General features: G+C 69.2%; 25 protein-coding genes. 15 read left to right on the plus strand and 10 right to left on the minus strand.

Annotation, left to right across the window (positions count from 1 at the left end; all coding sequences use genetic code 11):
- Complete coding sequence (locus ASF30_RS06190; protein ID WP_055903432.1) at nucleotides 1-672, minus strand: DUF4129 domain-containing protein; 672 nt, start codon at nucleotides 670-672, stop codon at nucleotides 1-3.
- Nucleotides 669-1,955, minus strand: a complete 1,287-nt coding sequence (locus tag ASF30_RS06195) for a hypothetical protein (RefSeq protein WP_055903434.1) — start codon at nucleotides 1,953-1,955, stop codon at nucleotides 669-671. The genes ASF30_RS06190 and ASF30_RS06195 overlap by 4 nt, the downstream gene beginning before the upstream one ends.
- Nucleotides 1,956-2,086: 131 nt before the next feature.
- Here ASF30_RS06195 and mtrA point away from each other — a divergent pair, with 131 nt between their 5' ends.
- From mtrA to secA, 6 genes are all read left to right on the plus strand, one after another.
- Nucleotides 2,087-2,767: an MtrAB system response regulator MtrA gene (gene mtrA, locus ASF30_RS06200; protein ID WP_055903437.1), complete on the plus strand. Its 681-nt coding sequence runs from the start codon at nucleotides 2,087-2,089 to the stop codon at nucleotides 2,765-2,767.
- Between the two features lie 6 nt (nucleotides 2,768-2,773).
- Nucleotides 2,774-4,486 carry an MtrAB system histidine kinase MtrB gene (mtrB, locus tag ASF30_RS06205; protein ID WP_055903440.1) on the plus strand — a complete coding sequence of 571 codons (1,713 nt, stop codon included), beginning with the start codon at nucleotides 2,774-2,776 and terminating at the stop codon, nucleotides 4,484-4,486.
- On the plus strand, nucleotides 4,479-6,173 hold the full coding sequence (locus ASF30_RS06210) for an LpqB family beta-propeller domain-containing protein (protein WP_055903443.1): 1,695 nt from the start codon (nucleotides 4,479-4,481) through the stop codon (nucleotides 6,171-6,173). The genes mtrB and ASF30_RS06210 overlap by 8 nt, the downstream gene beginning before the upstream one ends.
- A gap of 105 nt (nucleotides 6,174-6,278) precedes the next feature.
- Entirely contained in the window at nucleotides 6,279-6,977 is a 699-nt protein-coding gene (locus ASF30_RS06215; protein ID WP_055903446.1) for a ComF family protein, read from the plus strand.
- A gap of 123 nt (nucleotides 6,978-7,100) precedes the next feature.
- A complete protein-coding gene (gene hpf / locus ASF30_RS06220) occupies nucleotides 7,101-7,772 on the plus strand; it encodes a ribosome hibernation-promoting factor, HPF/YfiA family (RefSeq protein ID WP_055904700.1) in 672 nt (223 codons plus the stop codon).
- 160 nt (nucleotides 7,773-7,932) lie between these two features.
- Nucleotides 7,933-10,734, plus strand: a complete 2,802-nt coding sequence (secA, locus tag ASF30_RS06225) for a preprotein translocase subunit SecA (protein ID WP_055903449.1) — start codon at nucleotides 7,933-7,935, stop codon at nucleotides 10,732-10,734.
- Between the two features lie 69 nt (nucleotides 10,735-10,803).
- Here secA and ASF30_RS06230 read toward each other — a convergent pair whose 3' ends face one another.
- Nucleotides 10,804-11,286 (minus strand): Rv3235 family protein, encoded by a 483-nt coding sequence (locus tag ASF30_RS06230; RefSeq protein WP_235480286.1) that lies wholly within the window; start codon nucleotides 11,284-11,286, stop codon nucleotides 10,804-10,806.
- Nucleotides 11,287-11,441: 155 nt separating this feature from the next.
- Between ASF30_RS06230 and ASF30_RS06235 the strand changes: the two genes are divergently transcribed.
- Nucleotides 11,442-12,044 carry a hypothetical protein gene (locus tag ASF30_RS06235; RefSeq protein WP_055903455.1) on the plus strand — a complete coding sequence of 201 codons (603 nt, stop codon included), beginning with the start codon at nucleotides 11,442-11,444 and terminating at the stop codon, nucleotides 12,042-12,044.
- Between the two features lie 18 nt (nucleotides 12,045-12,062).
- Here ASF30_RS06235 and ASF30_RS06240 read toward each other — a convergent pair whose 3' ends face one another.
- The gene (locus ASF30_RS06240) at nucleotides 12,063-12,365 is read right to left on the minus strand and encodes a helix-turn-helix domain-containing protein (RefSeq protein ID WP_055903458.1); all 303 of its coding nucleotides are present in this window, start codon (nucleotides 12,363-12,365) and stop codon (nucleotides 12,063-12,065) included.
- A 130-nt stretch (nucleotides 12,366-12,495) separates the two neighbouring features.
- On the opposite strand from ASF30_RS06240, the gene ASF30_RS06245 reads away from it, so the two are divergent.
- Genes ASF30_RS06245 through ASF30_RS06255 form a run of 3 tightly spaced genes read left to right on the plus strand, consistent with a single transcriptional unit; the run spans nucleotide 12,496 to nucleotide 15,907 of the window.
- Nucleotides 12,496-13,128, plus strand: coding sequence for a hypothetical protein (locus ASF30_RS06245; RefSeq protein ID WP_055903461.1), 633 nt, complete (start codon nucleotides 12,496-12,498; stop codon nucleotides 13,126-13,128).
- A 2-nt stretch (nucleotides 13,129-13,130) separates the two neighbouring features.
- Nucleotides 13,131-14,390 carry an AAA family ATPase gene (locus tag ASF30_RS22595; protein ID WP_235480287.1) on the plus strand — a complete coding sequence of 420 codons (1,260 nt, stop codon included), beginning with the start codon at nucleotides 13,131-13,133 and terminating at the stop codon, nucleotides 14,388-14,390.
- 23 nt (nucleotides 14,391-14,413) lie between these two features.
- Nucleotides 14,414-15,907, plus strand: coding sequence for a sensor histidine kinase (locus ASF30_RS06255; RefSeq protein WP_055903463.1), 1,494 nt, complete (start codon nucleotides 14,414-14,416; stop codon nucleotides 15,905-15,907).
- A 62-nt stretch (nucleotides 15,908-15,969) separates the two neighbouring features.
- On the opposite strand, the gene ASF30_RS06260 is transcribed toward ASF30_RS06255, so the two are convergent.
- A complete protein-coding gene (locus ASF30_RS06260; RefSeq protein ID WP_055903466.1) occupies nucleotides 15,970-16,218 on the minus strand; it encodes a WhiB family transcriptional regulator in 249 nt (82 codons plus the stop codon).
- Nucleotides 16,219-16,402: 184 nt separating this feature from the next.
- Here ASF30_RS06260 and ASF30_RS06265 point away from each other — a divergent pair, with 184 nt between their 5' ends.
- Entirely contained in the window at nucleotides 16,403-16,855 is a 453-nt protein-coding gene (locus tag ASF30_RS06265; RefSeq protein WP_235480288.1) for a hypothetical protein, read from the plus strand.
- 42 nt (nucleotides 16,856-16,897) lie between these two features.
- On the opposite strand, the gene ASF30_RS06270 is transcribed toward ASF30_RS06265, so the two are convergent.
- From ASF30_RS06270 to aroA, 4 genes are all read right to left on the minus strand, one after another.
- Nucleotides 16,898-17,320, minus strand: a complete 423-nt coding sequence (locus tag ASF30_RS06270) for a hypothetical protein (RefSeq protein WP_055903468.1) — start codon at nucleotides 17,318-17,320, stop codon at nucleotides 16,898-16,900.
- Nucleotides 17,321-17,451: 131 nt separating this feature from the next.
- Nucleotides 17,452-17,931, minus strand: coding sequence for a thioredoxin-dependent thiol peroxidase (bcp, locus tag ASF30_RS06275; protein WP_055903470.1), 480 nt, complete (start codon nucleotides 17,929-17,931; stop codon nucleotides 17,452-17,454).
- 30 nt (nucleotides 17,932-17,961) lie between these two features.
- Nucleotides 17,962-19,014, minus strand: coding sequence for a ribosome small subunit-dependent GTPase A (gene rsgA, locus ASF30_RS06280; protein ID WP_055903472.1), 1,053 nt, complete (start codon nucleotides 19,012-19,014; stop codon nucleotides 17,962-17,964).
- Nucleotides 19,011-20,444: a 3-phosphoshikimate 1-carboxyvinyltransferase gene (gene aroA / locus ASF30_RS06285; RefSeq protein WP_055903475.1), complete on the minus strand. Its 1,434-nt coding sequence runs from the start codon at nucleotides 20,442-20,444 to the stop codon at nucleotides 19,011-19,013. Before aroA ends, rsgA begins: the two co-directional genes overlap by 4 nt.
- 141 nt (nucleotides 20,445-20,585) lie before the next feature.
- Between aroA and ASF30_RS06290 the strand changes: the two genes are divergently transcribed.
- The 4 genes from ASF30_RS06290 (at nucleotide 20,586) to ASF30_RS06305 (ending at nucleotide 24,373) form a co-directional block, all read left to right on the plus strand.
- Nucleotides 20,586-21,200, plus strand: a complete 615-nt coding sequence (locus tag ASF30_RS06290) for a sigma-70 family RNA polymerase sigma factor (RefSeq protein WP_200918443.1) — start codon at nucleotides 20,586-20,588, stop codon at nucleotides 21,198-21,200.
- Nucleotides 21,197-21,439, plus strand: coding sequence for a zf-HC2 domain-containing protein (locus ASF30_RS06295; RefSeq protein WP_055903478.1), 243 nt, complete (start codon nucleotides 21,197-21,199; stop codon nucleotides 21,437-21,439). The genes ASF30_RS06290 and ASF30_RS06295 overlap by 4 nt, the downstream gene beginning before the upstream one ends.
- Nucleotides 21,440-21,522: 83 nt before the next feature.
- Nucleotides 21,523-23,715: an MMPL family transporter gene (locus tag ASF30_RS06300; protein ID WP_055903481.1), complete on the plus strand. Its 2,193-nt coding sequence runs from the start codon at nucleotides 21,523-21,525 to the stop codon at nucleotides 23,713-23,715.
- Between the two features lie 10 nt (nucleotides 23,716-23,725).
- A complete protein-coding gene (locus ASF30_RS06305) occupies nucleotides 23,726-24,373 on the plus strand; it encodes a Pr6Pr family membrane protein (RefSeq protein ID WP_055903484.1) in 648 nt (215 codons plus the stop codon).
- Nucleotides 24,374-24,385: 12 nt separating this feature from the next.
- Here ASF30_RS06305 and ASF30_RS06310 read toward each other — a convergent pair whose 3' ends face one another.
- Complete coding sequence (locus ASF30_RS06310; protein WP_157497044.1) at nucleotides 24,386-25,792, minus strand: hypothetical protein; 1,407 nt, start codon at nucleotides 25,790-25,792, stop codon at nucleotides 24,386-24,388.
- Between the last annotated feature and the right edge of the window lie 220 nt (nucleotides 25,793-26,012).

The raw sequence follows: 26,012 nt of genomic DNA on the forward strand, positions 1-26,012 counted from the left end.
TCACCGCGGAGCCTCCGTCAGTACCGGCCCTGCTGCGGATGCCGGACGCGAGGCCCGGATCTCGTCGTCGAGCTCCACGAGCATGGCGTAGTCGTCCGGAGCACCGGGCTCGCCGAGGTAGCGCACGCCGTCGAAGACCCGCGCAGCACGATCGAGGCCGGCGGCCGCGGGGAACGCCTGCGCGGCGCGTCGGGCGAAGTCGTCGGCCGTCGTTCCCGGGTGCACCGAGACGGCGGCACGGTCCGAGGCCGTGCGGGCTATGGCGCGGAAGCGCTCGATGATCGCGGTGGCGACATCGCCGCGCGCCGCAGCAGCCGTGGAGGCGCGCCGGATGTCGTCGGCACTGCGCGAGTCCTCATCGCCGAAGAGCGATCCCGCGTCCTGCGCGGCACGGCGATTGAGTCGGGGAAGCCCGTAGATGAGGAGGGCACTGGCCAGTGCTGCGACGACCAGCACGACGAGGATCACCGGCAGCACGGCTCCGCCGCCATCACCGCCTCCCGAGAACAGGGACACGAACCAGTCGCGCACGGCCTGGGAGAGCTGGTCGAACCAGGTCGGCCGGGCCGCCTGGTACTCGGGCTTCGCGAGCTCGTCGAGCAGCAGGCGCCTGGCCTCCTCGGCGTCGGGGTCGACGGGGACCCCGGCCACCCCGTACAGGGCTGCGATCATGCTGTCGCGGCTGTGAACTGGTCCGCAGGAAGGTAGGGGTCGGCGGAGTCGTGGCCGGCTTCACGGGCCTCGGCGGCCCGCTGCAGGTCGAGATCGAGGGCCTCGGTGCGGATGCGGCGATCGATGTAGAGGAACGCGATCGTCCCCGACTGCACGACCGACGCGACGGCACCGATGATGATGGTGAGGAAGAGGACGAGGCCGTTCGTGATGACGAGGAACGCCACCTGGTCGCCCGAGCCGTTCGGATCGAGCACGGTGGACCCGAACCCGATGACGAGGGAGAGCGGCGTGGTGATGATCTGCGCGATGGTGTTGACGATCACGGCCACCAGCAGGTTGACGCCGAACACCTTCCAGAACGCCCCGCGCACCAGCAGCCACGATCGGCGCACGGCGGCGAGGACGCCGACGCGCTCGAGCACGATGGCGCACGGCACGAAGAGGGTCTTCGTGTAGATCCACGCCGACAGCACGATCAGCCCGATGGCGGCGAACACCGAGAAGGCTATGCCGAGTCCGAGGAAGCCCTGGCCCTGGGCGAAGATGAGGACGGCGACGACCACCACGACGGCGGATGCCGCGATGAAGCCGATGCCCAACAGCAGCAGCCATCCCACGAGCGGGAGGATGCGGCGCCACACCCGCTTCCACAGGGCGCCAAGGGTGAGCTTCTCGCCCAGGGTGGCCCGAGCGGCCTCGAGCACGATGACGCCCTGCAGGAGAGCGGAGGCCAGGAGTGAGATGGCGAACAGCACGATCCCGACGACGATGCCGAGGCCGACGGAGCCGGCGATGACGGTCTGCTGGTCCTCGAGCGTGGCATTGTCGACGCGGCCGACGATCCAGAGCGTGAACGGCACGAGTGCGGCGATGGTCGCCACTCCGACGATGCCCTGGATCAGCAGGGCGCTGCCGAAGGTGGCCTTCGGGTTCCGCTTGAGCATCTGGAACGGGGCTCCGAGCAGGGTCCCGAAGCTCAGCGGCCTCAGCGGGATGATGCCGGGCTTGGGCGGTGGCGCCCAGCCGGGGGCTGCGCCGGGGTGGCCGGGCTGCTGGGTGCCGGGCTGCCCCCAGGCCGGTTGACCGAACTGCGCCTGGGCGTACTGGCCGTACTGCGGCTGTGCGTACTCCCCGTACTGCGGCGGCTGGGCCGGCTGCGTTCCGTCCTGCGCCTTCCCGTACCCGTGGTTCGACGCGGCCTCCGGTTCGCCCTGCTGCGCGGCATCCGGAGTCACCGGGATGCCGTCCTGTCCTGAGTGCTGCTCCGCGCCATCCGTCACGCGTCCATGCTCGCATACGAGTGCGGCCGCGCCGCTGCGAGGCGCACCCCATGTCTCTCGACTACTCTGTCACTGAAGATCGCGCGGTCGGGCGATGACGAATCGGATCGGCCTCAGTGGAAAACGGAACGATGAACGCACGCATTCTGGTTGTCGACGACGACACGGCCCTGGCAGAGATGATCGGGATCGTGCTGCGCGGCGAGGGCTTCGAGCCCTTCTTCTGCGCTGACGGAGCACTCGCCCTCGAGGCGTTCCGTGCAGCGAAGCCCGACCTCGTCCTGCTCGATCTGATGCTCCCGGGGCTCGACGGCATCGAGGTCTGCACCCTCATCCGCGCCGAGTCCGGCACGCCCGTCATCATGCTCACGGCGAAGTCGGACACGGCCGACGTCGTGAAGGGCCTCGAGGCCGGTGCCGACGACTACATCGTCAAGCCCTTCAACCCGAAGGAGCTCATCGCCCGGGTGCGCACGCGCCTGCGCCCGACCCAGGCCGCCGAGCCGACGCACCTGCAGATCGGCGACCTCACCGTCGACTCCGCCGGTCACGAGGTGCGCCGCGGAGACCGCCGCATCAACCTGACTCCACTCGAATTCGACCTTCTGCTGGCCCTCGCGTCGAAGCCGCACCAGGTGTTCACGCGCGAGATGCTGCTCGAGCAGGTGTGGGGCTACCACTACAAGGCCGACACCAGGCTCGTCAACGTGCACGTGCAGCGCCTGCGCGCCAAGGTCGAGGACGACCCCGACAACCCGCGCATCGTCACGACCGTCCGCGGCGTGGGGTACCGGGCCGGCAGCGTGGCCTAGCCCGTCATGACCGCTCCTGCGGCCGAGTCGCGAGTGCTCGGCATCGACTGGGCGAGCTGGCGCACCTGGCCCGCGCGAACGGCGGGGCTGTGGCGCGGCTCGCTGCAGTTCCGGACCACTCTCATCGCCCTCGGTCTGTCGAGCCTGGCCATCCTGCTCGCCGGGATCTATCTCTCGGTGAGCGTGAGCAACAACCTGTTCCAATCGAGGCTCGAACTCGTGCTCTCGGATTCCAGCCGTGCCACCCAGTCGGCGCAGCGCATCCTCGACGCCTCTGACGCCTCGGATCGGGTGGCGGTGCAGGCGGTCCTCAGCCAGGCGCAGGCATCCATCAGCTCGGCGTCGTCGAGTCGGCTGATCGCCATGTCGCGAGCGCCCGGCCAACCGCCGTCGCTCGCAGCCCCGCTCGACTTCACCACGCAGGAGCTGCGCGGCGACGTCATCTCGACCGAGCTGCGCCGCCAGGTGCAGGGCGACAGGACCGGCCAGTTCTGGCAGTCGGTGACGCTCACCGACGTCGACGGCCAGGCGCAGCCCGGCATCGTGGTCGGGTCGCAACTCCTGCTGCCGGCGGCAGGCTGGTACGAGGTGTACATCGGCTACAGCCTGGCCGACGTGCAGCAGACCCTGTCGTCGGTGCAGCAGACCGCGGCGATCGCGGCCATCGCGCTGCTGCTGCTCATCGCCGGGGTCACCTGGGTGGTCGTGAGGCTCGTGGTCACGCCCATCAGGGTCGCGGCCGAGACCAGTGAGAAGCTCGCGGCCGGCGACCTGGAGGTGCGCATCCCCGAGAAGGGGGAGGACGTCATCGCCACGCTGGCGAGATCGTTCAACGGCATGGCCGACGGCCTGCAGTCCCAGATCAGGGAGCTCGCCGACCTCTCCGAAGTGCAGCAACGCTTCGTCTCGGACGTGTCGCACGAGCTGCGCACTCCTCTCACCACCATCCGCCTGGCCGGAGACGTCCTGTACGACCAGCGCGACACGTTCACCCCCGTCGCCGAGCGCACGGCCGAGCTCCTGCACACGCAGGTGGAGCGGTTCGAGGTGCTGTTGGCCGACCTGCTCGAGATCAGCAGGTACGACGCCGGATCCGTCGACCTCTCGCGCGAGCCCACGAACCTCGCGCACCTGACGGCCGATGCCGTGGCGAGCATGCAGTCGCTCGCCGACCGCAACGGCTGCGAACTGCGGCTCGTCGCGCCCGGAGGCCATGTCGACGTCCTCGTCGATCCGCGTCGCATCCGACGGATCCTGCGCAACCTGCTCGGCAACGCGATCGAGCACGGCGAACATCGGCCCATCATCGTCTCGGTCGACTCGAATGCCACGGCCGTGGCGATCGGCGTGCGCGACTACGGGATCGGCATGACAGCCGAGGCCGCCGCCCACGTCTTCGACAGGTTCTGGCGCGCGGACCCGTCACGGCAGCGCACGATCGGAGGCACTGGCCTCGGGCTCGCCATCGCCCTGGAGGATGCCGTCGTGCACGGTGGGGCCATCGAGGTCTGGTCGCAGCCCGGCGCGGGAAGCAACTTCCTCATCGTGCTGCCGCGCACCATCGACTCGCCGCGCGGCGAGTCGCCGCTCGCCCTCGTGCCCGACGATGCCGGCGACACCGAACCTGCCCCCGCCGGTCCAGCCGTCACCGAGGCCACGGCCGATTCCACCGGCGACGGATCGACATCCCCCCAGCTGATCGGAGGAAACGATGCGTAGACCCGCACGTCTCGCCGCCGCCGGTGCCCTGCTGATCAGCCTCGCCCTGCTCACAGGCTGCGCGACCATCCCCCTGTCCGGCCCGGTCCAGGAGGGCTCCTCGTCCGACACCGACGACGCCCTGGAACTCGACCTGATCGCCCGTGGGCCCGCGGCCGGTGCGACCCAGGCCGAGATCCTGCTCGGCTTCATCGACGCCGCGGCCACCCCGCAGGACCGCTACGCCGTCGCGAGGCAGTACCTCACGAGCAGCTTCGACGACGTCTGGAACCCCGATGCCGGAACCACGATCGACCGCGGCGTCGATCGGGAGTACACCTCGACGGGCGAGCTGGCCATGTCGCTCTCGGTCACGCCGACGGCAGTGGTCGGCCAGCACGGGGACTACACCGAGGATCTCCCGGATGCCAGGGTCGCGCTGTCGTACGAGTTCCAGAAGGTGAAGGGGGAGTGGCGCATCAGCAAGGCACCGCAGGGAACCCTCATCGACGAGACCACGTTCCCCCAGGTCTTCAACTCCTATCCGCTGTACTTCTACGACACCTCGTACACGCACATGGTCCCCGACCTGCGCTGGTTCCCGCGCCGGGTCTCGACCCCGACCCAGATCGTACGGGAGCTCCTCGCCGGCCCCAGTGAGTGGTTGGCCGGAGCCGTCGTCTCGGCCTTCCCCGAGGGTGCGACGCTCACGGCAGACACCGTCACCGTGCTCTCCCGCGACGCCCAGGTGCCGCTCAACAGCGACGCGCTCCGGGCCGACCAGGCCACGCTGCAGCGCATGAAACTGCAACTGGTGGAGAGCCTCTCCGGGGTGCCGACAATCGGAAGCGTCACCATCTCGACCAACCAGATCGAACAGGACATCCCCGACCTCGCGCGCTACCAGGTGCCCCGCGTCGACTCGCGGGCCCTCATCATGCGCGACGGCGTCTTCGGCTACCTGCCGGCATCCGACGACACCCTGGTCCCCATCGACGGGCTCTCCGACGCCATCGAGTCGCTCTCGCCGACGGCGGTCACCCTGGGGGCGGGCCAGACGACGGCGGCAGTGCTCTCCGACGTCGGCGTGTCGAGCGTGCGATCGGGACGCGATCCGGTGGCCCTCGACGACCGCGACGACCTCATCGCGCCGTCCATCGACACTGCGGGCTACGTGTGGAGCGTTCCCGCGGACGATCCTGGGGCGATCCGCGCCTACGGCCTCGACGGCTCGGTGAACGAGGTGGCCACGAGCTGGCCGGACTCCTCTCGCATCGTCGCCCTGCGACTCTCGCGCGAGGGCACCAGGCTGATCGCCGAGCTGGAGAGCGAGGGGCGCAGCAGGTTCGTCGCCGCCGCGATCATCCGCGGCGACGGGGAGCGGCGGCAGGTGCCGGTGAAGCTCGGCGCCTGGATCCCGCTGCCGTCGGCCGACGGCGTGCCCCTCGACGCCTCGTGGGTCGACGACCTCACCGTCGCCTCGCTGACCAGGCTCCCCGACGGCTCCACCACTGTCGTCACCCAGCAGATCGGCGGCCCGAGCCAGTCGATCGATGGCAGTCCGGACGCGGTGGGCATCTCGGGCGGCAACACTGTCCGCGACCTGCGTCTGCTGCTCTCCACCGGCTTCCTGGAACAGCGGCAGGGCATCGGCTGGCAGCCTCGTATCGACGGCGTTCAGATGCTGGCGACCCAGCAGGGCCTCTGATCCTCTGAGCGGCAGGCCTCCTCCTCAGGATGGTTGGCTTCATCCGTCGCTCCCGGCCATCGGGTACGCGGCACTGCCGGGGCGTGCCGGCGCGAGGATGGCGCCGTGCACCCCGGGCGACGTGCGGCACTGACCGAGGCGCTCCGCGACGCCGTCGCCCTGGTCCTGCCCGTCGACTGCTCCGGATGCGGGGAGCCCGGCCGCGTGATCTGCACGCAGTGCCGCGCCGCCGTCGCCCCCGCGGTGCATCCGGCGGACCGGGGCGGGACCGTCGTGCACTGCGCCCTGGACTACGACGGCGTCGCGCGGAGCGCCATCGCAGCCTTCAAGGACGGCGGCCGCCCCACTCTCGCCGGCGTCCTGGGACCGGCCCTCCTCGCCGCTGTTCTGGCGGCCGCTGCTGCCGCCCCGACTGCAGCGTCCCCGGGCCGCGGCATCGAACTGGTGGCGGTCCCGTCGTCCCGCTCGGCCTATCGGCGCCGAGGCTACAGCCCCGTCGACGACCTCCTGCGGGCTGGCGGGCTGCGGACGAGCAGGGTGCTCCGCGTCGCGGGGCAGCATGCCGACCAGGCCGGGCTCGGACGTGAGGCGCGCAGCGCCAACGTCGCCGGTGGCTTCACCGTGCGCGGGGTGCGGCGCGGACGGGACCAGCCGCTCGCCGGGCGACGCTTCCTCATCGTCGACGACATCCTCACCACGGGGTCGACGATGCTGGCGGCGGCGGATGCCGTCAGTGCCGGAGGGGGCGACGTCGTCGGAGCAGCAGCACTCGCCGAGACGCGCCTGCGAGGGCGTCGAGGGTAGTCGTCGTCGCTGTGTGAAACAACTGGTGACATCTCCAGCAAGGCGGGATACCGTGGGCCTAAAGGCGTGAACGATTCGCCCTCGCACCAGCCGGGTGACACGCCGGACAACGGGGAGGTCGACATGGAGCTGAACATCGTCGGACGAAACGCGGGTATCACGGATCGATTCCGTGAATACGCCACGGAGAAGGCCGACAAGGTCGCCCACCTGGCAGACCGAGCCGTCGCGCTCGAAGTGAAGGTCTGCCGTCATCACGAGACGAACGGAACCAGTGGGAACGACCGCGTCGAACTGACGCTCATCGGCAAGGGGCCCGTCGTGCGGGCCGAGGCCGACGGATCCGACAAGTACGCGGCGTTCGACGTCGCCTACGGCCGCCTGCTCGAGCGCGTGCGCCGGGCCAAGGACCGCCGCAAGATCCACCGGGGCCAGCACCGCCCCACGTCGCTGCGTGAGGCGACGGACGGAGGCTTCGAGGCGGTTCACATCGCTCCGGCCTCGCCCGAGGTGCTCGAGCGCGTCCGCACGGGATCGATCCCCGTCGTCGACGGCGCGCAGCCGGCCGGAGAGCCCGAGAGCGAGTACGACTACAGTCCCGTGGTCATCAGGCGGAAGCTCTTCGCCTCGGTCCCGATGTCGATCGACGACGCGCTCTACAACATGGAACTCGTCGGTCACGACTTCTACCTGTTCTTCGACACCGAGACCAACCGTCCCAGTGTCGTCTATCGCCGCAAGGGGTGGGACTACGGCGTGATCGGCCTCGACGAGAACGTCGAAGCGGCGAGCTGAGCCGACGCTCGTCTCGGCATCCGTTCGGGGGTCGTGGGTCAGGCGAATCACAGTTCGCCGCCGTCTACCATTGGTAGGGTTGCCCGTTGGGTGATGACCCGCGCGTCCGAACGGATGCGAGGCGTGCGTGCACGCCGTACTGACTATCTGGAGTGCATTCGTGGCCTCAATCCTGGAAAAGGTCCTTCGTGTCGGCGAGGGGCGCACGCTCCGACGCCTGGAGAACTACGCGAAGGCGATCAACGCGCTCGAGGACGACTTCCGAGCCCTCAGCGACGAGGAGCTCAAGCACGAGACCGTGGAGTTCCGCGAGCGCTACGGCAACGGCGAGTCCCTCGACGACCTGCTGCCCGAGGCCTTCGCCGCCGTGCGCGAGGCCGCGCGCCGCACGCTCGGTCTCCGTCACTTCGACGTGCAGCTCATGGGCGGCGCAGCCCTGCACCTCGGCAACATCGCCGAGATGAAGACCGGTGAGGGCAAGACCCTCGTCGCGACGACCGCCGCCTACCTCAACGCCATCACCAGCCGCGGCGTGCATGTCATCACCGTCAACGACTTCCTCGCGAGCTACCAGTCCGAGCTGATGGGTCGCGTGTTCCGCGCCCTCGGGATGACCACCGGATGCATCATCGCCGGCCAGACGCCGGAGGTGCGCCGCGAGATGTACGCGGCCGACATCACCTACGGGACGAACAACGAGTTCGGCTTCGACTACCTCCGCGACAACATGGCGTGGCAGGCGCAGGACATGGTGCAGCGCGGCCACTACTTCGCCATCGTCGACGAGGTCGACTCGATCCTCATCGACGAGGCCCGCACGCCGCTCATCATCTCGGGACCGGCATCCGGTGAGGCCAACCGCTGGTTCAACGAGTTCGCCTCGCTGGCCACCCGCCTTGTCCCCGGCGAGGATTACGAGGTCGACGAGAAGAAGCGCACCGTCGGCGTGCTCGAGCCCGGCATCGAGAAGGTCGAGGACTACCTCGGCATCGACAACCTCTACGAGTCGGCAAACACCCCGCTCATCTCGTTCCTCAACAACGCGATCAAGGCCAACGCCCTGTTCAAGCGCGACAAGGACTACGTCGTCATGAACGGCGAGGTGCTCATCGTCGACGAGCACACCGGCCGCATCCTGATGGGTCGCCGCTACAACGAGGGCATCCACCAGGCGATCGAGGCCAAGGAGAAGGTCGCGGTCAAGGCCGAGAACCAGACCCTCGCCACCGTCACGCTGCAGAACTACTTCCGCCTCTACTCCAAGCTCTCCGGCATGACGGGTACGGCAGAGACCGAGGCAGCCGAGTTCATGTCGACGTACAAGCTCGGCGTCGTGGCCATCCCCACGAACAAGCCGATGGTGCGCATCGACCAGTCCGACCTCGTCTACAAGAACGAGGAGGTCAAGTTCGCGCAGGTCGTCGAGGACATCGTCGAGCGCCACGCCTCGGGCCAGCCCGTCCTCGTGGGAACGACGAGCGTCGAGAAGAGCGAGTACCTCTCGCGCCTGCTCGCCAAGAAGGGCGTGCGCCACGAGGTGCTGAACGCCAAGAACCACGCGCGCGAGGCTGCCATCGTCGCCCAGGCCGGGCGTCTCGGCTCGGTCACCGTCGCCACGAACATGGCCGGCCGTGGAACCGACGTCATGCTCGGCGGCAACGCCGAGTTCCTCGCCGTCTCGGAGATGAACGCCGCGGGCCTCAGCCCCGTCGACACCCCCGAGGAGTACGAGGAGAAGTGGGACGAGGTGTTCGCCCGCGTCAAGGCGACTGTCGACGAGGATGCGGCAAAGGTCGTCGAGGCCGGCGGCCTCTACGTGCTCGGCACCGAGCGTCACGAGTCCCGCCGCATCGACAACCAGCTGCGCGGTCGTTCCGGCCGTCAGGGCGACCCCGGCGAGAGCCGCTTCTACCTGTCGCTCACCGACGACCTGATGCGCCTGTTCAACTCCGGTGCCGCCGAGGCGCTCATGTCGCGCGGAGTGCCCGATGACGTGGCCATCGAGTCGAAGGTCGTCAGCCGCGCCATCCGCAGCGCGCAGTCGCAGGTCGAGGCGCGCAACGCCGAGATCCGCAAGAACGTGCTCAAGTACGACGACGTCCTGAACCGCCAGCGCGAGGCGATCTACTCCGACCGTCGCCACATCCTCGAGGGCGACGACCTGCACGAGCGCACGCAAAAGTTCCTCGAGTCGGTCATCGACGAGGTCGTCGACCAGCACACGGGCGATGGCACCGGCGACGACTGGGACTTCGACGCGTTCTGGGCCGAGCTCAAGACGCTCTACCCCGTCGGTGTGACGATCGACGAGGTCGTCGCCGAGGCCGGAGCCAAGGGCCGCATCAACCGCGAGTTCGTCCGGCGCGAGATCCTCTCCGACGCGCGCATCGCCTACCAGAACCGCGAGAACCAGCTCGGTTCGCCGGCCATGCGCGAGCTGGAGCGCCGCGTCGTGCTCTCGGTCATCGACCGCCGCTGGCGCGAGCACCTCTACGAGATGGACTACCTGAAGGACGGCATCGGCCTGCGCGCCATGGCTCAGCGCGATCCGCTGGTCGAGTACCAGCGCGAGGGCTTCGCCATGTTCCAGCAGATGATGGGCCAGATCCGCGAGGAGACCGTCGGGTTCCTGTTCAACCTCGAGGTCGAGGTGAACCAGGCTCCGGGCGAGATCACGGCTCCGCGCGTCGCGGCCAAGGGCCTCGGCGGCATGGAGGCTCCGGCCGAGAAGCTCAGCTACTCGGCTCCGAGCGACTCCGGTGGAGTCGAGGTGCGCAACCAGCGCGGCCAGATCCAGCAGGCGGCCACCGAGCGCGCCCGTCGTCAGGTCGCGGCTTCGCAGCCGGCGCCGGCCGCCGAGGAGCAGGCTGGACGCGGAGCCTTCGGCCAGAAGCCCTCTGCGGCCGATGCCGCCCCCGGCAACCGCGCCGAGCGACGCGCACAGGACAAGCGCAAGGGCTGAGTCGCAGCCAGCGCAGGCTGACGCCGCCGCCGATCACCGCACAGCGGTTCGACGGCGGCGTCGGCGCGTCTAGAGCACGTTGATGCTGCTGGCACGCCAGCGGTTGTCGAGTCCTTCGAGGCGGATGGCCACGGCGCGCGACCGCGACCGGCTGTGCACCATGACGACGGCCTCGACGACTCCGTCGCGCGGCTCGGTCACGATGATGCTGCCGATGGAGATCGTGGGCCGTTGCGCCTGCTGCTTCTTCACCGCCCGCGCCCGCGATGCGAGCACGACCCGCTTGAGGAGGTGGCGGTACACGTCGTCGGTGACCCAGCGGCTGAGCTGGTCGAGTTCGCGCGCACCGGCGAGCACTTCCATCACGCAACGCGTCAGGTTCGACAGCAGCGGCTGCGGATCGGGGAGCGAGCGAGTCGGAGTGGGCTGGGCGCCGAAGAAGTCGTCATCGAGATAGCGCCCGAGAGCTGTGGAGCCGATGATCGGCGCCGGGGACGACGTCGGTGCGGCGTGCTCGTCCGGGGTCGAGGGTGTTGCTGGATCTGGGCTCATGTCGCCGCTTCCAGGACTCGGGGAACCGGGTGTGCCACCCCCGTCCGGGGGTGTCTGGAGAGACTCAATCATGACGGAGGCTCAGTTGTCCAGAGCCTTTCCGGCACTGTGGAGAACTTCGAGCCGCCGGGCCGTCGACTGGCTAACGTTCCCGCATGCGCTTCGACGACCTCTTCGACGACCTCGAGGGTCAGCTCGAACAGGAGTTGCACGCCGAGGAGGCCGACCTCCGCATCGAGGGGGAGCGCCTGCGTCTCGGCCGGCTCGGCCTGCGCGACAGGCTCATCGCCCTCGCGCGTGAGCGGCCGAGCGGCGCTGTCACGGCGCTGCGCCTGGAACTCGTCGGCGGCACCGTCGTCGTGGTGCGCCCGACGACATTCGGCAAGGACTGGCTCGCCGGCGATCTCATCGACGGTTCGCCGTGGCATCCGCAGGGCATAGTCCCGCTGGCTGCCGTCGCGGCCCTGCTGCTCGATCGGGCGCAGGTCGACCCGAGCCTCGAGCCGGCCACCGCTCCACCGGGCCGACTGATCGATCGCATCGGGCTGCCGTTCGTGCTGCGCGACCTCGGGCGGCGGCGCAGCTCCGTCGAGCTCATCACTGCGACGGGCTCCCTGCACGGAACCATCGACAGGGTGGGACGCGATCAACTCGACCTGGCCGTTCACGAGGCCGGGACCCCTCGCCGCGATCGCGCCGTGCGTCAGTACCGCGTGGTGCCGTTCGCCCACCTGAGGCTCGTCCGGCTCGCGGGCTGAGGGCAGGCCACGGCCCGATCAGTCGGTCTCGGTCGTCGGTTTCCGCGCAGGGGGCAGGATGCGGCCCTCGGAGAGCTCGGGGATGTCGGCGTACGCCGACTCCTGCCAGAGCGACATGCGACGCGCCTCCTCGTACTGGCCCTCGATGAAGGCCTCGAGCACCACCCGCTCGACGCGCCACGCTGTGCCGACCCGAATGGCCGGCAGTTCGGCGGTGCGCACCAGTTCGGCGACCTCAGGCACGGAGATCGCGAGGATCTCAGCGGTGTCGGCGAGCGTCAGGAAACGCGCGACATCACCATCGGGAGGAACAGGGGGCACCTGACCATTATCGTCGGCTGCGCGCCATCGGCGCCGGATGGCGGGCGTTGTGGATAACTGACATCGCCCTCCGGGGCGACTCGGCATGATCGGGGACAGGCTCCGACGCCGGAGCCCCGGGGAGGTCGCCATGGGGGTCGCAACGACGGGATCTGCCGCGTCCCGCTCGCGCTCGTTCTGGATCGACCCGCGTTTCGTCGTCGGCCTCGTCCTGGTGATCGGCTCGGTGATCGGTGTCTACGCCATCGTCTCCGCGGCCGACCGCACGACCCTGGTCTACGTGGCGCGGGATGCCCTCGTGGCGGGCGAGGCCGTCGACGGTGACGACGTCGTAGCCACCAGTGTCAGGCTCGGAGCCGGGGCCGACGTCTACCTGGCCGCCGACGCCCCTCCTGCCGACGGCCTCGTGATGACGAGGTCGGTCCTCGCCGGCGAGATGATCCCGGCCTCCGCCGTGTCGACGAGGGCGCGTACGGGCCTCACGAGCGTGGTGGTGGCCGTGAGCGGCCGTCTGCCCGCGAGCGTCGCCACGGGCTCCGTCGTCGATCTCTGGGCGGCGCGGGCCGCGAAGGGCGATGGCTTCGATCCACCTGTCGTGCTGGTCCCGGATGCGACAGTCGCCGTCGTGAGCGAGGCCGACGGCTTCCTCGCCGCCGGCGACGGCCGCGCCGTCGAGCTCCTCGTGCCGCGCGCCGACGTCGCCCTGGTGCTCGAGGCCATCGCAGCAGAGGACGTGCTCTCCGTCGTGCCGGCGGACGGCTGAGAATGGCCGGCATAGCGCTGATCCTCGACAGGAGGCTGGAGGACGCGCTCCTTCCCGAGATCATCGAGCGCGGGCACGCCGTCGTGGCGCGGTCCGGGTCGGCCCGCGAACTGCTGGGCATCCTCGAGGGGCTGGAACTCGACGCCGTCGTCGCCGCGGCGACGCCGGCGTCCATCACGCGCGACCTGCTCGACGCCTGCGATCGCCGCGGGGTACGCCTGATCGGCATCGCGGCCGACGACACGGGGAGGCGCCACGCAGCCGAGCTGGGACTCTTCGAGGTCCTCGGCGGCGATGCGCGGTGGGACGACGTCGAGAACGTCCTCGGCCACAGGGGACCCGCGCCGCTCACAGCGCCCACCCCGCTCGTCGAGCGGGGCACCTCCGGAATCATCGCCGTCTGGGGGCCGGCAGGCGCGCCGGGACGCACGACCCTGGCGGTCAACCTGGCTGCCGAGATCGCCGCGCGCGGGCGCTCGGTGCTTCTCGCCGACGTCGACCCCTACGGAGGCACCATCGCGCCGATGCTCGGCCTGCTCGACGAGGCGCCGGGGTTCGCCGCTGCCTGTCGCCTCGCCGGGGCCGACAGCCTCACCAGGTCGGAACTGGATCGCATCGGCCAGCGCCACGGCGCGCGTGAGAGCTCCTTCAGCGTGCTCACCGGCATCAGTCGTGCTGCCCGGTGGCCGGAACTCGGAGGCAGCCGAGTGACGGCCGTGCTCGAGGCCTGCAGGCACTGGGCCGACGTCGTCGTCGTCGACACCGGCTTCAGCCTGGAGTCCGACGAGGAGATCTCGAGCGACCTGTTCGCCCCCAGGAGGAACGCCGCCACCATCGCAGCCCTCCGGGCGGCCGACCACGTCGTCGCCGTCGGTGCGGCCGACCCCGTCGGCCTCCCGCGCTTCCTCCGCGGCTACGCCGACCTCGCCGAGGCCATCGAGCCCGTCAGGGTGAGCGTGGTGATGAACAGGCTCCGTGCCAGTGCCTCCGGGGTCGGGGCGGCGGGGCACGTGCTGGCCACCCTCCGCCGGTTCGGCGGCATCGAGCAGGCGCACATGGTGCTGGACGATCGCCGAGGCGTCGACGCCGCCGTCCTGGCCGGCGGCACGCTGCGGGAGGTCTCGCGTCGATCGCCGGCGCGCCTGGCGATCGAGCGCTTCGTCGACGAGAGCGTCGCGCCGCCGGCGGCGGGACCGCGGCGCGCCAGGCGTCGGCTGGGGGCCGCATCCATCGCCGGCTCGGTCCCGGCGTCCGGAGGCTGAGGCATCCCGCTACGCTGGGAGACGTGTCGACGCTCAGTGATCTCGTACTCGCGCAGGGGCGCGGCAGTCAGGCCGACGTCGATTGGCTGCACATGCTCGTCGCGGACGGCCAGCTGATCGCCGATCTCGCTTTCGCCGACCTCGTCGTCTGGGTCCCGACGGCATCCGGCAGCTTCGTGGCCGTCGCGCACGCGCGGCCGTCGAGCGCGGCGACCCTGTTCTATCGCGACTTCGTCGGTCAGGGAATCAGGCAGGAGTGGGTGGCACAGGTCACCGAGGCGTTCGAGACAGCACGCATCGTCGATTCGTCGACTCCGGCCTGGTACGAGGAGACACCGACCCGGGTGCGCGCAGTCCCCGTGATGCGTCGCCTGTCGCCGACGGGATCCGGCATCACCGACGAACCCATCGCCGTGCTCACCCGGCACACCAACCTGAGTGAGACGCGCACGCCGAGTCGTCAGGAGCTCACCTTCAACGAGTGCGCCAACGACCTGTCGGCGATGATCGCCTCGGGTGACTTCCCCGACCTCGGCGCTCCGACGGGGCCACGCCGCGGTGCGCCGCGCGCCTCCGACGGCCTGATCTGCCTTGACGTCGACGGCACGACGACCTTCGCCAGCCCCAATGCCCTCTCGGCCTTCAATCGCATGGGCTTTGCCGACGAGCTTGAGGGCGAGTCGCTGGCCGAGGTGACCACGCGTGTGCTCAGCGGATCGCTGGTCGCCGACGAGTCCCTGCCGCTCGTCGTGACCGGCCGGGCGCCGTGGCGCACCGACATCGAAGCGCGTGGTGTCACGGTCTCGCTGCGGGCCATCCCGATCCGCAATCGGGGCGAGCGCATCGGCGCCATCATCCTGAGTCGCGACGTCACCGAACTGCGCCACCAGGAACGCGAGCTCATCACCAAGGACGCGACGATTCGCGAGATCCACCACAGGGTGAAGAACAACCTGCAGACCGTGGCGTCGCTGCTGCGGATCCAGGCCAGGCGCACGCACTCGGACGAGGCGCGTGAGGCCCTCACGCAGGCCATGCGCCGGGTCGCGGCCATCGCCGTCGTGCACGACACCCTCTCCGAGGGCCTCGCGCAGAGCGTCGACTTCGACGCCGTGTTCGACAGGGTGCTGCTGCTCATCGCCGAGGTCGCCTCGGCGCACAACACGACAGTGCACCCCAAGTCGTCGGGAAGCTTCGGCGTGCTGCCGAGCGAGTACGCCACCCCGCTCGCGCTGGCGCTCACCGAGTTGGTCACCAACGCCGTCGAGCACGGGCTCGCCGGTCGCGAGGGCGACGTCGAGATCATCGCCTCGCGCACCGACGACACGCTCAGCGTCAAGGTGCGCGACACGGGGTCGGGGCTTCCGGAGGGCAAGGTCGGCTCGGGCCTCGGCACGCAGATCGTGCGTACCCTCATCCAGGGCGAACTGAGCGGCACGATCGACTGGCACACGGTCCTCGGCAGTGGCACCGAGGTCACGATCGACATCCCGCTGCGCTGGCTCACCAAGCCCTGACCGTCGACAGCAGAACGCGCCCTCGAGATGAGGGCGCGTTCAGGTCGTGCTGGGGGAGTGGGCTACGAAGCGCGGCGAGCGCGGGCTGCACGGCGCTTGAGGGCGCGGCGCTCGTCTTCGCTGAGGCCTCCCCAGACACCCGAGTCCTGGCCGGTCTCGAGGGCGTACTGCAGGCAGATCTCGGTGACGTTGCACCGCGAGCAGACGACCTTGGCCTTCTCGATCTGGTCGACTGCGGGCCCGGTGTTCCCGACGGGGAAGAAGAGTTCGGGGTCTGCAGTGAGGCAGGCGGCCTTGTCGCGCCAATCCATGGGGGTGCTCCTTTGTATTGCGGGGGTGCATGGCCGTATGGCCTAAGAATGCAACGGGGTGACGGTCAAGTTGCAGGAAGTAAACTCAGGAGTGAACAGCTCACGACCCTGTGAGCAAAACTTGACCTCGAATATGGTCGCATAGTAAAAGAATCGGATCAATAGTTTTGAATGGGATAACCCTGTGAATGCACGTCCTGTTCGGGGGTCAGGAGACGGCGATGAGCCCAGCGTTCCGGCACGGAACAGTGCCCTGATCGCGGTTCTCCGTGTGCTGCTGTTCGCCGAGGCGGCCCTCGTGATCGGCGTCGCCGTGTGGTTCCTGATCGAGCTGCTGACAGCGGAGCCCGCCTCCATCACGAGTGCCATCGCCATCTTCGTGATCGTGGTGATCGCGGCGATCTTCGTGACGGCCATCGCCATCGGCGCACTGCGCGACAGGCCGTGGATCCGGGGTGCGTCGGTCACCTGGCAGATCGTGCAGATCGCCGTTGCCGTCGGATGCTTCCAGGGGCTGTACGCGCGGCCCGACGTCGGCTGGGCGCTCCTGCTGCCGTCGCTGGCTGTCATCGTGCTGCTGCTCGTCCCGGGGGTCAGGGTCGCGTTCACGCACGAACTGGAGCGGCCGGCCTACTGAGGCGCGCCGGCTGAAGCGGCCGGCCGCAGCCGCTGGCCGAGACTACTTCACCGGGACCGTGATGCTCGCGTCGAGCACGTGCACGATGAGCGGCTTCGTCGTGGTGGTCTTCACCGGGGTCCAGAACACCGTGGTGTGAGGCACGAGGTCCATGGTGCACGGCTGGTCGGGGAGGTCGGCAACGGTGACCTTCACCTCGTTGCCCTCATCCGCCGGCTTCACGACCGAGATGTCGGTGCCGACGTACGGGCAGGTGGAGCTGCCCCACAGCACGACGGCGAGTTGGCCTCCGTCGTTCAGGTAGAACGCCTGGGGCGTGCCGTCGGTGTCCTCAGGAATCGCCCCGGACGTCGTGATGTCGTCGGGGACCCCCGCGAAATCCTCGACGGCGACTCCGCTCGGAGTGCATCCTGTGAGCAGGAGCAGCAGGGCCACGCCGACAGCGGCGGTGACGAGTCGTTTCATATCGGGTGTCTCCGATTCCCAGCGGCGATCGAACATGCCTGTCGAGGCCGGGGCATCAGCGCGGCCGACCGTTCCCCAGCGTAGCGAAGCACCGCCCTCCGATGTCGGAGATCTGCACCATGGGTTGGACGTCAGGCGTCGATGCCGAGCTTCTTCCGCAGCATCGAGATGTGACCTGTCGCCTTGACGTTGTACAGCGCATGGCTGATGACGCCGTCCTCGTCGATCACGAAGGTCGAACGCAGGGTGCCGGTGACGATGCGACCGTAGGAGTTCTTCTCGCCCCAGGCGCCGTAGGCCGTGTGCACGGCGAGATCCTCATCCGAGAGCAGGGGGAAGGAGATGGAGTCCTCCTCCTGGAACCGCTTCAGCTTCGCGACGGCATCCTTCGAGATGCCGAGCACCTGGTATCCGGCGCCGGCCAGCGACGCGAGGTTGTCGCGGAAGTCGCACGCCTGGGTGGTGCATCCGGGAGTCATCGCCTCGGGGTAGAAGTACACGATGACGCGGCGACCCGCGTAGTCGGCGAGGGAGACGGCCCGGCCGTCCTGGTCGAGAAGGGTGAAGGCGGGCGCGGTGTCGCCGGTCTGCAGGCGGAACGGTTCGGTCATCCCTCCATCCTCCCGCACGGGAGCGACGGGTCAGAACGTCGGCCGCTCCGAGAACGTCGTGAGCAGGCGCTGCAGGGAGTCCAGGCGCGCGACGCCGGTCTCGCCCAGCTCCCCGGCGGCGACGGCCTCGTTGATGGCGCAGTCCGGCGCGTCGGGCAGGTGGGTGCATCCGCGCGGGCAGCGCTGGGCGATGGCATCGAGGTCGGTGAAGGACTTGAGGATGTTCGCCGTGTCGACGTGCCCCAGCCCGAAGGAGCGCACGCCGGGGGTGTCGATCGCCCAGCCGCGTCCCGCCGGGACATCGATGCGCAGCGACACCGTCGACGAGGAGGTGTGCCTGCCCCGTCCGGTGACCGTGTTCACGACGCCGGTCGCACGATTCGCATCCGGGACCAGCGCGTTGACCAGGGTCGACTTGCCGACGCCGGAATGCCCGACGAACACGGTCTCGTGGCCGACGAGCTGCTCGGTGATGATGTCGAGCGGGATGTCGTCACTGCGGCTCGTGAAGACCGTGAGGCCGAGCCCGGCGAAGTTCGCGAGGAATTCGGACGGGTCGGCCAGGTCGGTCTTCGTGACCACCAGCATCGGTCGGATGCCGGCGTCGTAGGCGGCGACCAGGTAGCGGTCCACGAGGCGCACGCGCGGCTCGGGATTGGCGGCCGCCACGACGATCAGCATCTGGTCGGCGTTGGCGACGACGACGCGCTCGATGGCGTCGGTGTCGTCGGCGCTGCGCCGGAGGAGCGTGGTGCGGGGCTGGATGCGCACGATGCGGGCGAGGGTGCCGTCGTCGCCGGTGGAGTCGCCGACGATGTCGACGCGGTCGCCGTTGACGACGGGCTGCTTCCTGAGCTCCCTGGCGCGCGCCGCCGTAACCTCGTGCTCGGAGTCGAGGTTCTCGTCGACGAGCACGGTGTAGCGCCCGCGATCGACGCCGAGAACGCGCGCGGTTATGGCCTGCTTGTACGCGGGTCTGGTCTTCGTACGCGGACGGTTGCCCTTGGGATTCGGACGGACCCTGATGTCGGCCTCGTCGAACTCGGGCTCGTCATCGTCCTCGTCGGTCTCCCACCAGCTCATGCCGACGAACCGGTTCCGAGCTCGGGGAGGTCGATGACGCCGTCGGTGCGCACCGAGGAGGTGCCGACCTCGCCGGCCCCGTTTCCGAGCATGGCGTGCCAGAGCTGCGGGAACTGGGGGAGGGTCTTGGCCGTGGTGGCGATGTCGTGGATCTCGACTCCGGGTACGGCGAGGCCGATGATGGCGCCCGTGGTCGCCATCCTGTGGTCGGCGTAGCTCTTCCAGACGCCGCCGTGCAGCGGAGCGGGCTCGATGCGCAGGCCGTCCTCGAGCTCGGTGACGCGTCCGCCGAGTCCGTTGATCTCGGCGGCCAGGGCGGCGAGACGATCGGTCTCGTGATGCCGGATGTGGCCGATCCCCGTGAATTCGCTCGGTCCGTCGGCGAGGGCGGCGAGGGCGACCAGGTTCGGAACGAGCTCGCCTCCGGTGGAGAGGTCGAGGGTGACGCCCCGGATGCCGTCCCCACCGGTGACGGTGACGCTGTCGCCGTCGCGTTCGACCGTCGCGCCGAACAGGGGGAGGAGATCGAGCAGGTCGTCGCCGACCTGCGTAGTCTCGGCCGGCCAGCCGGGGATCGTCACGCTGCCCCCGGTGACGAGGGCCGCGGCGAGGAACGGGGCGGCGTTGGAGAGGTCGGGCTCGATGGCGACATCCGCTGCGGCGATGGTGCCCGGCGAGACGATCCAGTGCCCGGTCTCGGGCTGCTGCACCTCGACACCACGCTGAGCCAGGGTGGCGATGGTCATCTCGATGTGCGGCTGGCTCGGCAGGCGCTCGCCGTCGTGCAGCAGGTCGAGCCCGTCGTCGAACCGCGCGGCCGCGAGCAGCAGGCCGGAGACGAACTGGCTGGTGAGGGTGGCATCGATGGTGATGGCGCCGCCCCTGACGGCGCCGGTGCCGTGGACCGTGAACGGGAGGGCGGCGCGGGCGTCGTCGTTGATGTCGACGCCGAGGTCGCGGAGCGAGGAGATCGTGGTGGCCATCGGTCGCCGGCGGGCCCCCTCGTCGCCGTCGAAGGTCGTCGGCCCGAGCGCGAGTCCCGCGACGGGCGGCAGGAAGCGCATGACGGTCCCGGCCAGTCCGCAGTCGATCGTCGTCGATCCCGTCAGCTCGTCTGCGGGGGAGATCACCAGGTCCGGCCCGAAGTCTCCGGTGCCGGCCACCTCCTCGATGCCCACGCCGAGCGAACGCAGGGCCTCGATCATCAGCGCCGTGTCGCGCGAGTGCAAGGGGGCGCGCAGTCGCGACGGGGCATCAGCCAGTGCGGACAGCACCAACTCGCGATTGGTGAGGGATTTCGAGCCGGGGAGGGCGACGACGGCGCGCACGCCGGAGGCGGCCACGGGGGCGGCCCAGAGCACGTCGGGGTCGTCGGGGCTTTCATCGCCGTAGGGATTGAAGTCCGGTGCGGAATATCGCGAGATGAGCATCGGTTATCACGATAGTCGGTGCAGAAACGACGGATGGAGGCAACAGTGAGTGTGACAGGCGTGCTCGAGCGCGATTCGGCGTCAGCCGCATCCGTCTCCCCGTCGGTGCTCATCGAGCCCCTGCATCTAGGATGGCCGGTGATGAATCCGGAACCAGTCGAGGAATCCGAGCCCGCTCTCGGAACACTGTTCGAGCAGCAGGCCCTGCCGTTCATGGACCAGCTGTACGCAGCTGCCATGCGCATGACCAAGAACCCCGCGGACGCCGCGGACCTCGTTCAGGAGACCTTCGTGAAGGCGTTCGCAGCCTTCACGCAGTTCGAGCAGGGCACCAACCTCAAGGCGTGGCTCTACCGGATCCTCACGAACACGTTCATCAACACCTACCGCAAGAAGCAGCGCGAGCCCTACCAGGGCACGATCGACGAGCTCGAGGACTGGCAGCTGGGCGGTGCCGTCTCGACGACGGCGATGTCGAGCCGTTCGGCCGAGGCCGAGGCGATCGACCACCTGCCGGACAGCGCTGTGAAGGATGCCCTGCAGGCGATCCCCGAGGACTTCAGGCTGGCGGTGTACCTCGCCGACGTCGAGGGCTTCGCCTACCAGGAGATCGCCGACATCATGAAAACCCCGATCGGCACAGTGATGAGCCGCCTGCACCGTGGCAGGCGAATGCTTCGCGAGTCACTGGCCGAGTACGCGGCGGAGCAGGGCATCGGCACGACGCCCCCCGCCCAGACCAGGAGCAGCAGATGACCGACTGTGGATGCGACAAGGCCAAGGCCGAACTCGAGGAGTACCTGCACAACGAACTGTGCAGCTCCGACGCTCAGGACATCCGGGACCACCTGGCGAACTGCCCCGACTGCACGTCGGAGCACCATGTGGGTCGAGTGCTGACCGAGGCCGTGCAGCGTGCCTGCAAGGAGGCGGCTCCCGAGGAGCTCCGCGCCCAGGTCCTGGCCAGCCTGCGCTCGCTGCAGGCGTCGCACTGACCTCTCGGCTCGGCCTGCCTTCGGTGGGCCGCCTCCCCGAGGTCCTTTTGTCACAGAGAAGCTAACTCGGTTAGCATTGGCGGGTGAGCCTCTCCAGGAAACCCTCAGTCGCCCCCACGTCCAGTGTTCCTGTCTGGTTGCGTGTAGCGCTGCCCGTCGTGCTCATCCTCGTCTGGTTCGGCCTGTTCGCCGCCGGAGGCGCCAGCTTCGGCTCGCTCAGCACTGTCGTCGAGAACGACCAGTCGCAGTTCCTCCCCGCGAACTCCGAGGCCACGCAGGTGCAGGAACTGCAGGAGGGCTTCCGCAGTGCCGACGTGATCCCCGCGATCGTCGTCTACGAGCGCGATGGCGGACTGACGGATGCCGACGACGCGGCGATCGACTCCGACGCGACGGCCTTCCAGTCCATCGACGGCGTCATCGACGACGGAGTCTCCCCGGCCGTGGTCTCCGAGGACGGCGAGGCGGCCGAACTGTTCGTGCAGATCGACGCGACAGCCGAGACCAAGGACGTGGTCGGGGAGATGCGGGACCACATCTCCGACACGGCTGTCGACGGGCTCACGGCTGCAGTGACCGGTCCCGCCGGCTTCACCACCGACCTGGCCGGTGCCTTCTCCGGCATCGACGGAATCCTGCTCGGCGTCGCCCTGCTCGCGGTCTTCGTCATCCTGATCATCGTCTACCGCTCGCCGCTGCTCCCGGTGATCGTGCTGGGCACCAGCCTGTCGGCACTCTGCGCCGCCGTGCTCGCCGTGGTGTCGCTGGCGAAGGCCGACATCCTGCTCCTGAACGGGCAGACCCAGGGCATCCTCTTCATCCTCGTGATCGGAGCGGCCACGGACTACTCGTTGCTCTACATCTCGCGCTTCCGGGAGGCGCTGCACGTGCACGAGCGCACCTGGGACGCCACGCTGGCCGCCCTCAAGGGCGCCTGGGAGCCGATCCTGGCGTCGGGCGGCACCGTGATCGCGGGCCTGCTCATGCTGCTCGCCAGCGAGCTCAACTCCAACAAGATCCTCGGGCCCGTCGCCGCGATCGGAATCGTGTTCGCCCTGCTCGGAGCGCTGACCCTCCTTCCCGCACTTCTGCTCTGGGCCGGTCGCGTCGCCTTCTGGCCCGTGCGTCCGAAGGTGGCAGCGCACACGGCGCCCGACGACGAGATCGCGAAGAAGGGGGTCTGGCCCTGGGTCGCCCGCCTGGTGCAGAAGCGCCCGCGCGTGATCTGGATCGTCTCGACCCTCGTGCTGGTCGTGCTCTCACTCGGAGTGACGCAGCTGAAGGCCGACGGTGTGCCGACGAGCGAATTCGTTCTCGGCGAGTCGCAGGCGCGTGACGGCCAGCAGATCGTGGGCGAGCACTTCCCCGGAGGCTCCGGCACGCCGGCCGTCATCATCGCGCCCGAGGAGTCGCTGCAGGACGTCGCCGACATCGCCATCGGCACTGACGGCGTCTCCGACGTATCGGTGCTGTCCGAGGACTCGCCCAGCGGCTCGCTCCCCGTGACCACGGATGGCATCCAGCCGATCGGACCTCCCGGCAGCCCGACGGGTGAGCCCACCGTCGTCGACGGACAGGTTCAGCTGAACGCCACGCTCGACTACGCCAGCGACTCCGATGCGGCCGAGGCCGTCGTCGCGGACCTGCGTGAGCAACTGGCGGCGCCCGTGCTCGTCGGCGGTGCGACGGCTGTGGCGCTCGACACCAAGAACGCCGCCATCCACGACCGCAACCTCATCATCCCGCTGGTTCTCGGGGTCATCCTGCTGATCCTCATGCTGCTGCTGCGGTCGATCGTGGCTCCCGTGCTGCTCATAGCCACCGTCGTGCTCTCCTTCGGGGCTGCGCTCGGCGTCTCGGCTGTGGTCTTCAACGACGTCTTCGGCTTCGCCGGGGCCGACCCGACGGTGCCGTTGTTCGGTTTCGTCTTCCTCGTCGCGCTGGGGGTGGACTACAACATCTTCCTGATGACCCGCGTGAGGGAGGAGACGGCCGTTCACGGTGCCCGGGACGGAGTGCTGCGCGGACTCGTTGTGACCGGCGGCGTCATCACCTCGGCGGGCCTCGTGCTGGCGGCGACCTTCGCTGCGCTCGGCGTGCTGCCCATCCTGTTCCTCGTGCAGTTGTCGTTCATCGTCGCGTTCGGTGTCCTGCTCGACACCTTCCTGGTGCGCTCACTGCTGGTACCGGCACTCTCCTACGACATCGGGCGTGCGATCTGGTGGCCGTCGAAGCTGTCACGCGCTGAGCAGCCCGATGTCATCGAGCGGCGATAGATTCTCAGCCATGAACTCCCGGATCGCCGCCGTCGTCTTCCGCCTACTGGTCGCAGGGCTGTCGCTCACGGCGGTGGGCGTGCAATTCGTCGCCGTGACGCTGGCGAAAGGGCACAGCGTCGTGAACTTCTTCAGCTACTTCACGAACCTGTCGAACATCATCGTGAGCGTCGTGCTCATCGTGAGCGCGATCCGCCTCGCACGGGGTTCGACGGCATCCACGGTGGGTGTCGCCGTGCGCGGAGCGTCCGTGGTCTACATCGCCTTCGTCGGTCTGGTGTTCAACACCCTGCTGCGCGACGTGGACCTGGGCGACCTGATCCCGTGGGTGAATGCGATCGTGCACTTCCTCGTGCCGATCGCTGCGGTGATCGACTGGGTGGTCTGGCCGCCGCGTCGCCCGCTGCCGTGGAGCGCCGTGTTCTACTGGATGATCTTCCCGGCCGTCTACGTGGCGTATTCGCTCATCCGCGGCGCTGTCACCGACTTCTACCCGTACCCGTTCTTCAGCCCGGTGATCCAGGACGGCTACGGGGGAGTGGCCGTCTACTGCGCGGTCATGATCGTGGGGTTCCTCGTCCTGGCGGTGCTGATCCGCTGGCTGGGCAATTCCCTCGGTGGGGCGCGGGTGCGCCGGGAGGCGGCATCCGTCACCTGACCTGCGACGAGGTCAGGAAGCGGCGCGATCGACCGCAGCGGGTTCCTCGGGCTCCGCAACCGGCGGATCCCCACGGCGTCGCAGCACCAGGTAGGCGGCAACGCACACCACGCAGAACACGACCAGAGTCGTCAACCAGCTTCCGACAGTGTCACCGAGGACCCGCCAGTTGTGCTCGGAACTGACCACCAGCACGCTGAACGCGACCAGCACGACGAAGTAGCTCGCCGCCCACAGCCGCCGGGACTCGTGGAAGACCTCCGCCCCCTCCAGGAGGCGGAACGGCAGCAGGCCGACGACCAGGGCCGTGATCCCCTCGGTGGTGATCGCAGCCAGCGTCTCGGTGGCGAGAGGCCCGACGAACGTCAGCGACTCCTCCGCCCCCGACTCCAGCAGTGCGTTGTAGCCGAACCAGGCCGCGACCCCGAACGCGAGCACGACCCCGGCCCGCACCAGCACGGCCCGCGCCCGATCCCGTTCCGACCCCGCGCTCGTGACGGCCAGGCCGAAGACCAGCCCGACCATGAACCCGGGGGAGAAGTCCAGAAGACGGGAGGCCGCCACCCCGAGCACGGCGAGGAGGAGGGCGAATGGCCGGAGCTGGATGGCCGTTGCGAGGTGCCAGCGCTGGCGCAGGGCGAGCGCGGTGACGGCGCTCGCGAGGTAACCGATGACGAACAGCGCGATGAGACAGGCGAGGAAGAGTCGCGCTGAGGCGGCCGTGAAGCCGAACTCGGGGTCGTTGAGGCTGAACAATCCGGCTGCCACGACGCTGACCGTGATGCCACCGATGATCGGACGGGCCTGGACGCGGTTGCCGAGACCGACCACTGCAGCCGGGGTCAACCGGCCCAGCCATCCGAACAACACGTCGTAGCGGGCGAGGAGCGTCGAATTCAGCAGCTCGACCGGGAAGAGAACGAGGAGCATGACGGCCAGCGCACCGAGCACGCCGAAGGCGACGAGTTCCGGTTGGGCACGGAACCCGCGCAGGGTGGCGAGGGACTTCGTGAGCAGATTCGGCTCGGTCGCTGCAGCGGGGACGCTGTCGGGGGGAGCAGCGACGTCTGGTGTCGTCGACGCGCGTCCGAGCACCTGGGTGGTCGCTCCGACCCCCACGGCGACGAGCTGGGACTGCGGGGCGTCGGCGACGGGAGATCCGTCTCCGTCATCCGTCGGCGCTTCTGGCGGAGGGGGCTGCGGAGGCGGCGGTGCGTCCGGGAGTCGCAGGAACGGAGCGTGGTTGGGAACGGGCGTGTCCGGCACGTAGTCGGCCGGAGGAGTCGCGGGCCCTCCGGTGCTCACGACGGAGTCGGAGGATGCGGCGGGGGCGGGCTGTGCCGCCGCAGCCACCGCACTGAGGGCGATCGCCATCACGAGGATGGTGCCGCCGATGGAGCAGAGTCGGGATCTCCGCACGGGTCGGACCTTTCGCAGCTCAGGTGACTGCACAGGACTGGTCTGGACCGGCGGCTCGGGGGTGGCATCCGTCGATCGCAGAAGGTGCGACACACCGTAGCAGCGCGTTGGCCGGTACTGGCATCTGGAAACAAGGCTGTAACAAGCGCAGGCGTGCAGGCTGACGCATCGGTCCTCTGGCATCCGTCGCCTGCCGCGGCGTGAACGAGAAGAGGCCGGC

Source organism: Leifsonia sp. Leaf264, assembly GCF_001422325.1.
Lineage (GTDB): Bacteria > Actinomycetota > Actinomycetes > Actinomycetales > Microbacteriaceae > Orlajensenia.

What these genes read in the sequence shown, in the direction of transcription:
- ASF30_RS06190 (WP_055903432.1), bottom strand. Translation starts at nt 672, where the DNA reads ATGATCGCAGCCCTGTACGGGGTGGCCGGGGTCCCCGTCGACCCCGAC.
- mtrA (WP_055903437.1), top strand. Translation starts at nt 2,087, where the DNA reads ATGAACGCACGCATTCTGGTTGTCGACGACGACACGGCCCTGGCAGAG.
- mtrB (WP_055903440.1), top strand. Translation starts at nt 2,774, where the DNA reads ATGACCGCTCCTGCGGCCGAGTCGCGAGTGCTCGGCATCGACTGGGCG.
- ASF30_RS06210 (WP_055903443.1), top strand. Translation starts at nt 4,479, where the DNA reads ATGCGTAGACCCGCACGTCTCGCCGCCGCCGGTGCCCTGCTGATCAGC.
- hpf (WP_055904700.1), top strand. Translation starts at nt 7,101, where the DNA reads ATGGAGCTGAACATCGTCGGACGAAACGCGGGTATCACGGATCGATTC.
- ASF30_RS06230 (WP_235480286.1), bottom strand. Translation starts at nt 11,286, where the DNA reads ATGAGCCCAGATCCAGCAACACCCTCGACCCCGGACGAGCACGCCGCA.
- ASF30_RS06235 (WP_055903455.1), top strand. Translation starts at nt 11,442, where the DNA reads ATGCGCTTCGACGACCTCTTCGACGACCTCGAGGGTCAGCTCGAACAG.
- ASF30_RS06245 (WP_055903461.1), top strand. Translation starts at nt 12,496, where the DNA reads ATGGGGGTCGCAACGACGGGATCTGCCGCGTCCCGCTCGCGCTCGTTC.
- ASF30_RS22595 (WP_235480287.1), top strand. Translation starts at nt 13,131, where the DNA reads ATGGCCGGCATAGCGCTGATCCTCGACAGGAGGCTGGAGGACGCGCTC.
- ASF30_RS06260 (WP_055903466.1), bottom strand. Translation starts at nt 16,218, where the DNA reads ATGGATTGGCGCGACAAGGCCGCCTGCCTCACTGCAGACCCCGAACTC.
- ASF30_RS06270 (WP_055903468.1), bottom strand. Translation starts at nt 17,320, where the DNA reads ATGAAACGACTCGTCACCGCCGCTGTCGGCGTGGCCCTGCTGCTCCTG.
- bcp (WP_055903470.1), bottom strand. Translation starts at nt 17,931, where the DNA reads ATGACCGAACCGTTCCGCCTGCAGACCGGCGACACCGCGCCCGCCTTC.
- rsgA (WP_055903472.1), bottom strand. Translation starts at nt 19,014, where the DNA reads ATGAGCTGGTGGGAGACCGACGAGGACGATGACGAGCCCGAGTTCGAC.
- aroA (WP_055903475.1), bottom strand. Translation starts at nt 20,444, where the DNA reads ATGCTCATCTCGCGATATTCCGCACCGGACTTCAATCCCTACGGCGAT.
- ASF30_RS06290 (WP_200918443.1), top strand. Translation starts at nt 20,586, where the DNA reads ATGAATCCGGAACCAGTCGAGGAATCCGAGCCCGCTCTCGGAACACTG.
- ASF30_RS06295 (WP_055903478.1), top strand. Translation starts at nt 21,197, where the DNA reads ATGACCGACTGTGGATGCGACAAGGCCAAGGCCGAACTCGAGGAGTAC.
- ASF30_RS06305 (WP_055903484.1), top strand. Translation starts at nt 23,726, where the DNA reads ATGAACTCCCGGATCGCCGCCGTCGTCTTCCGCCTACTGGTCGCAGGG.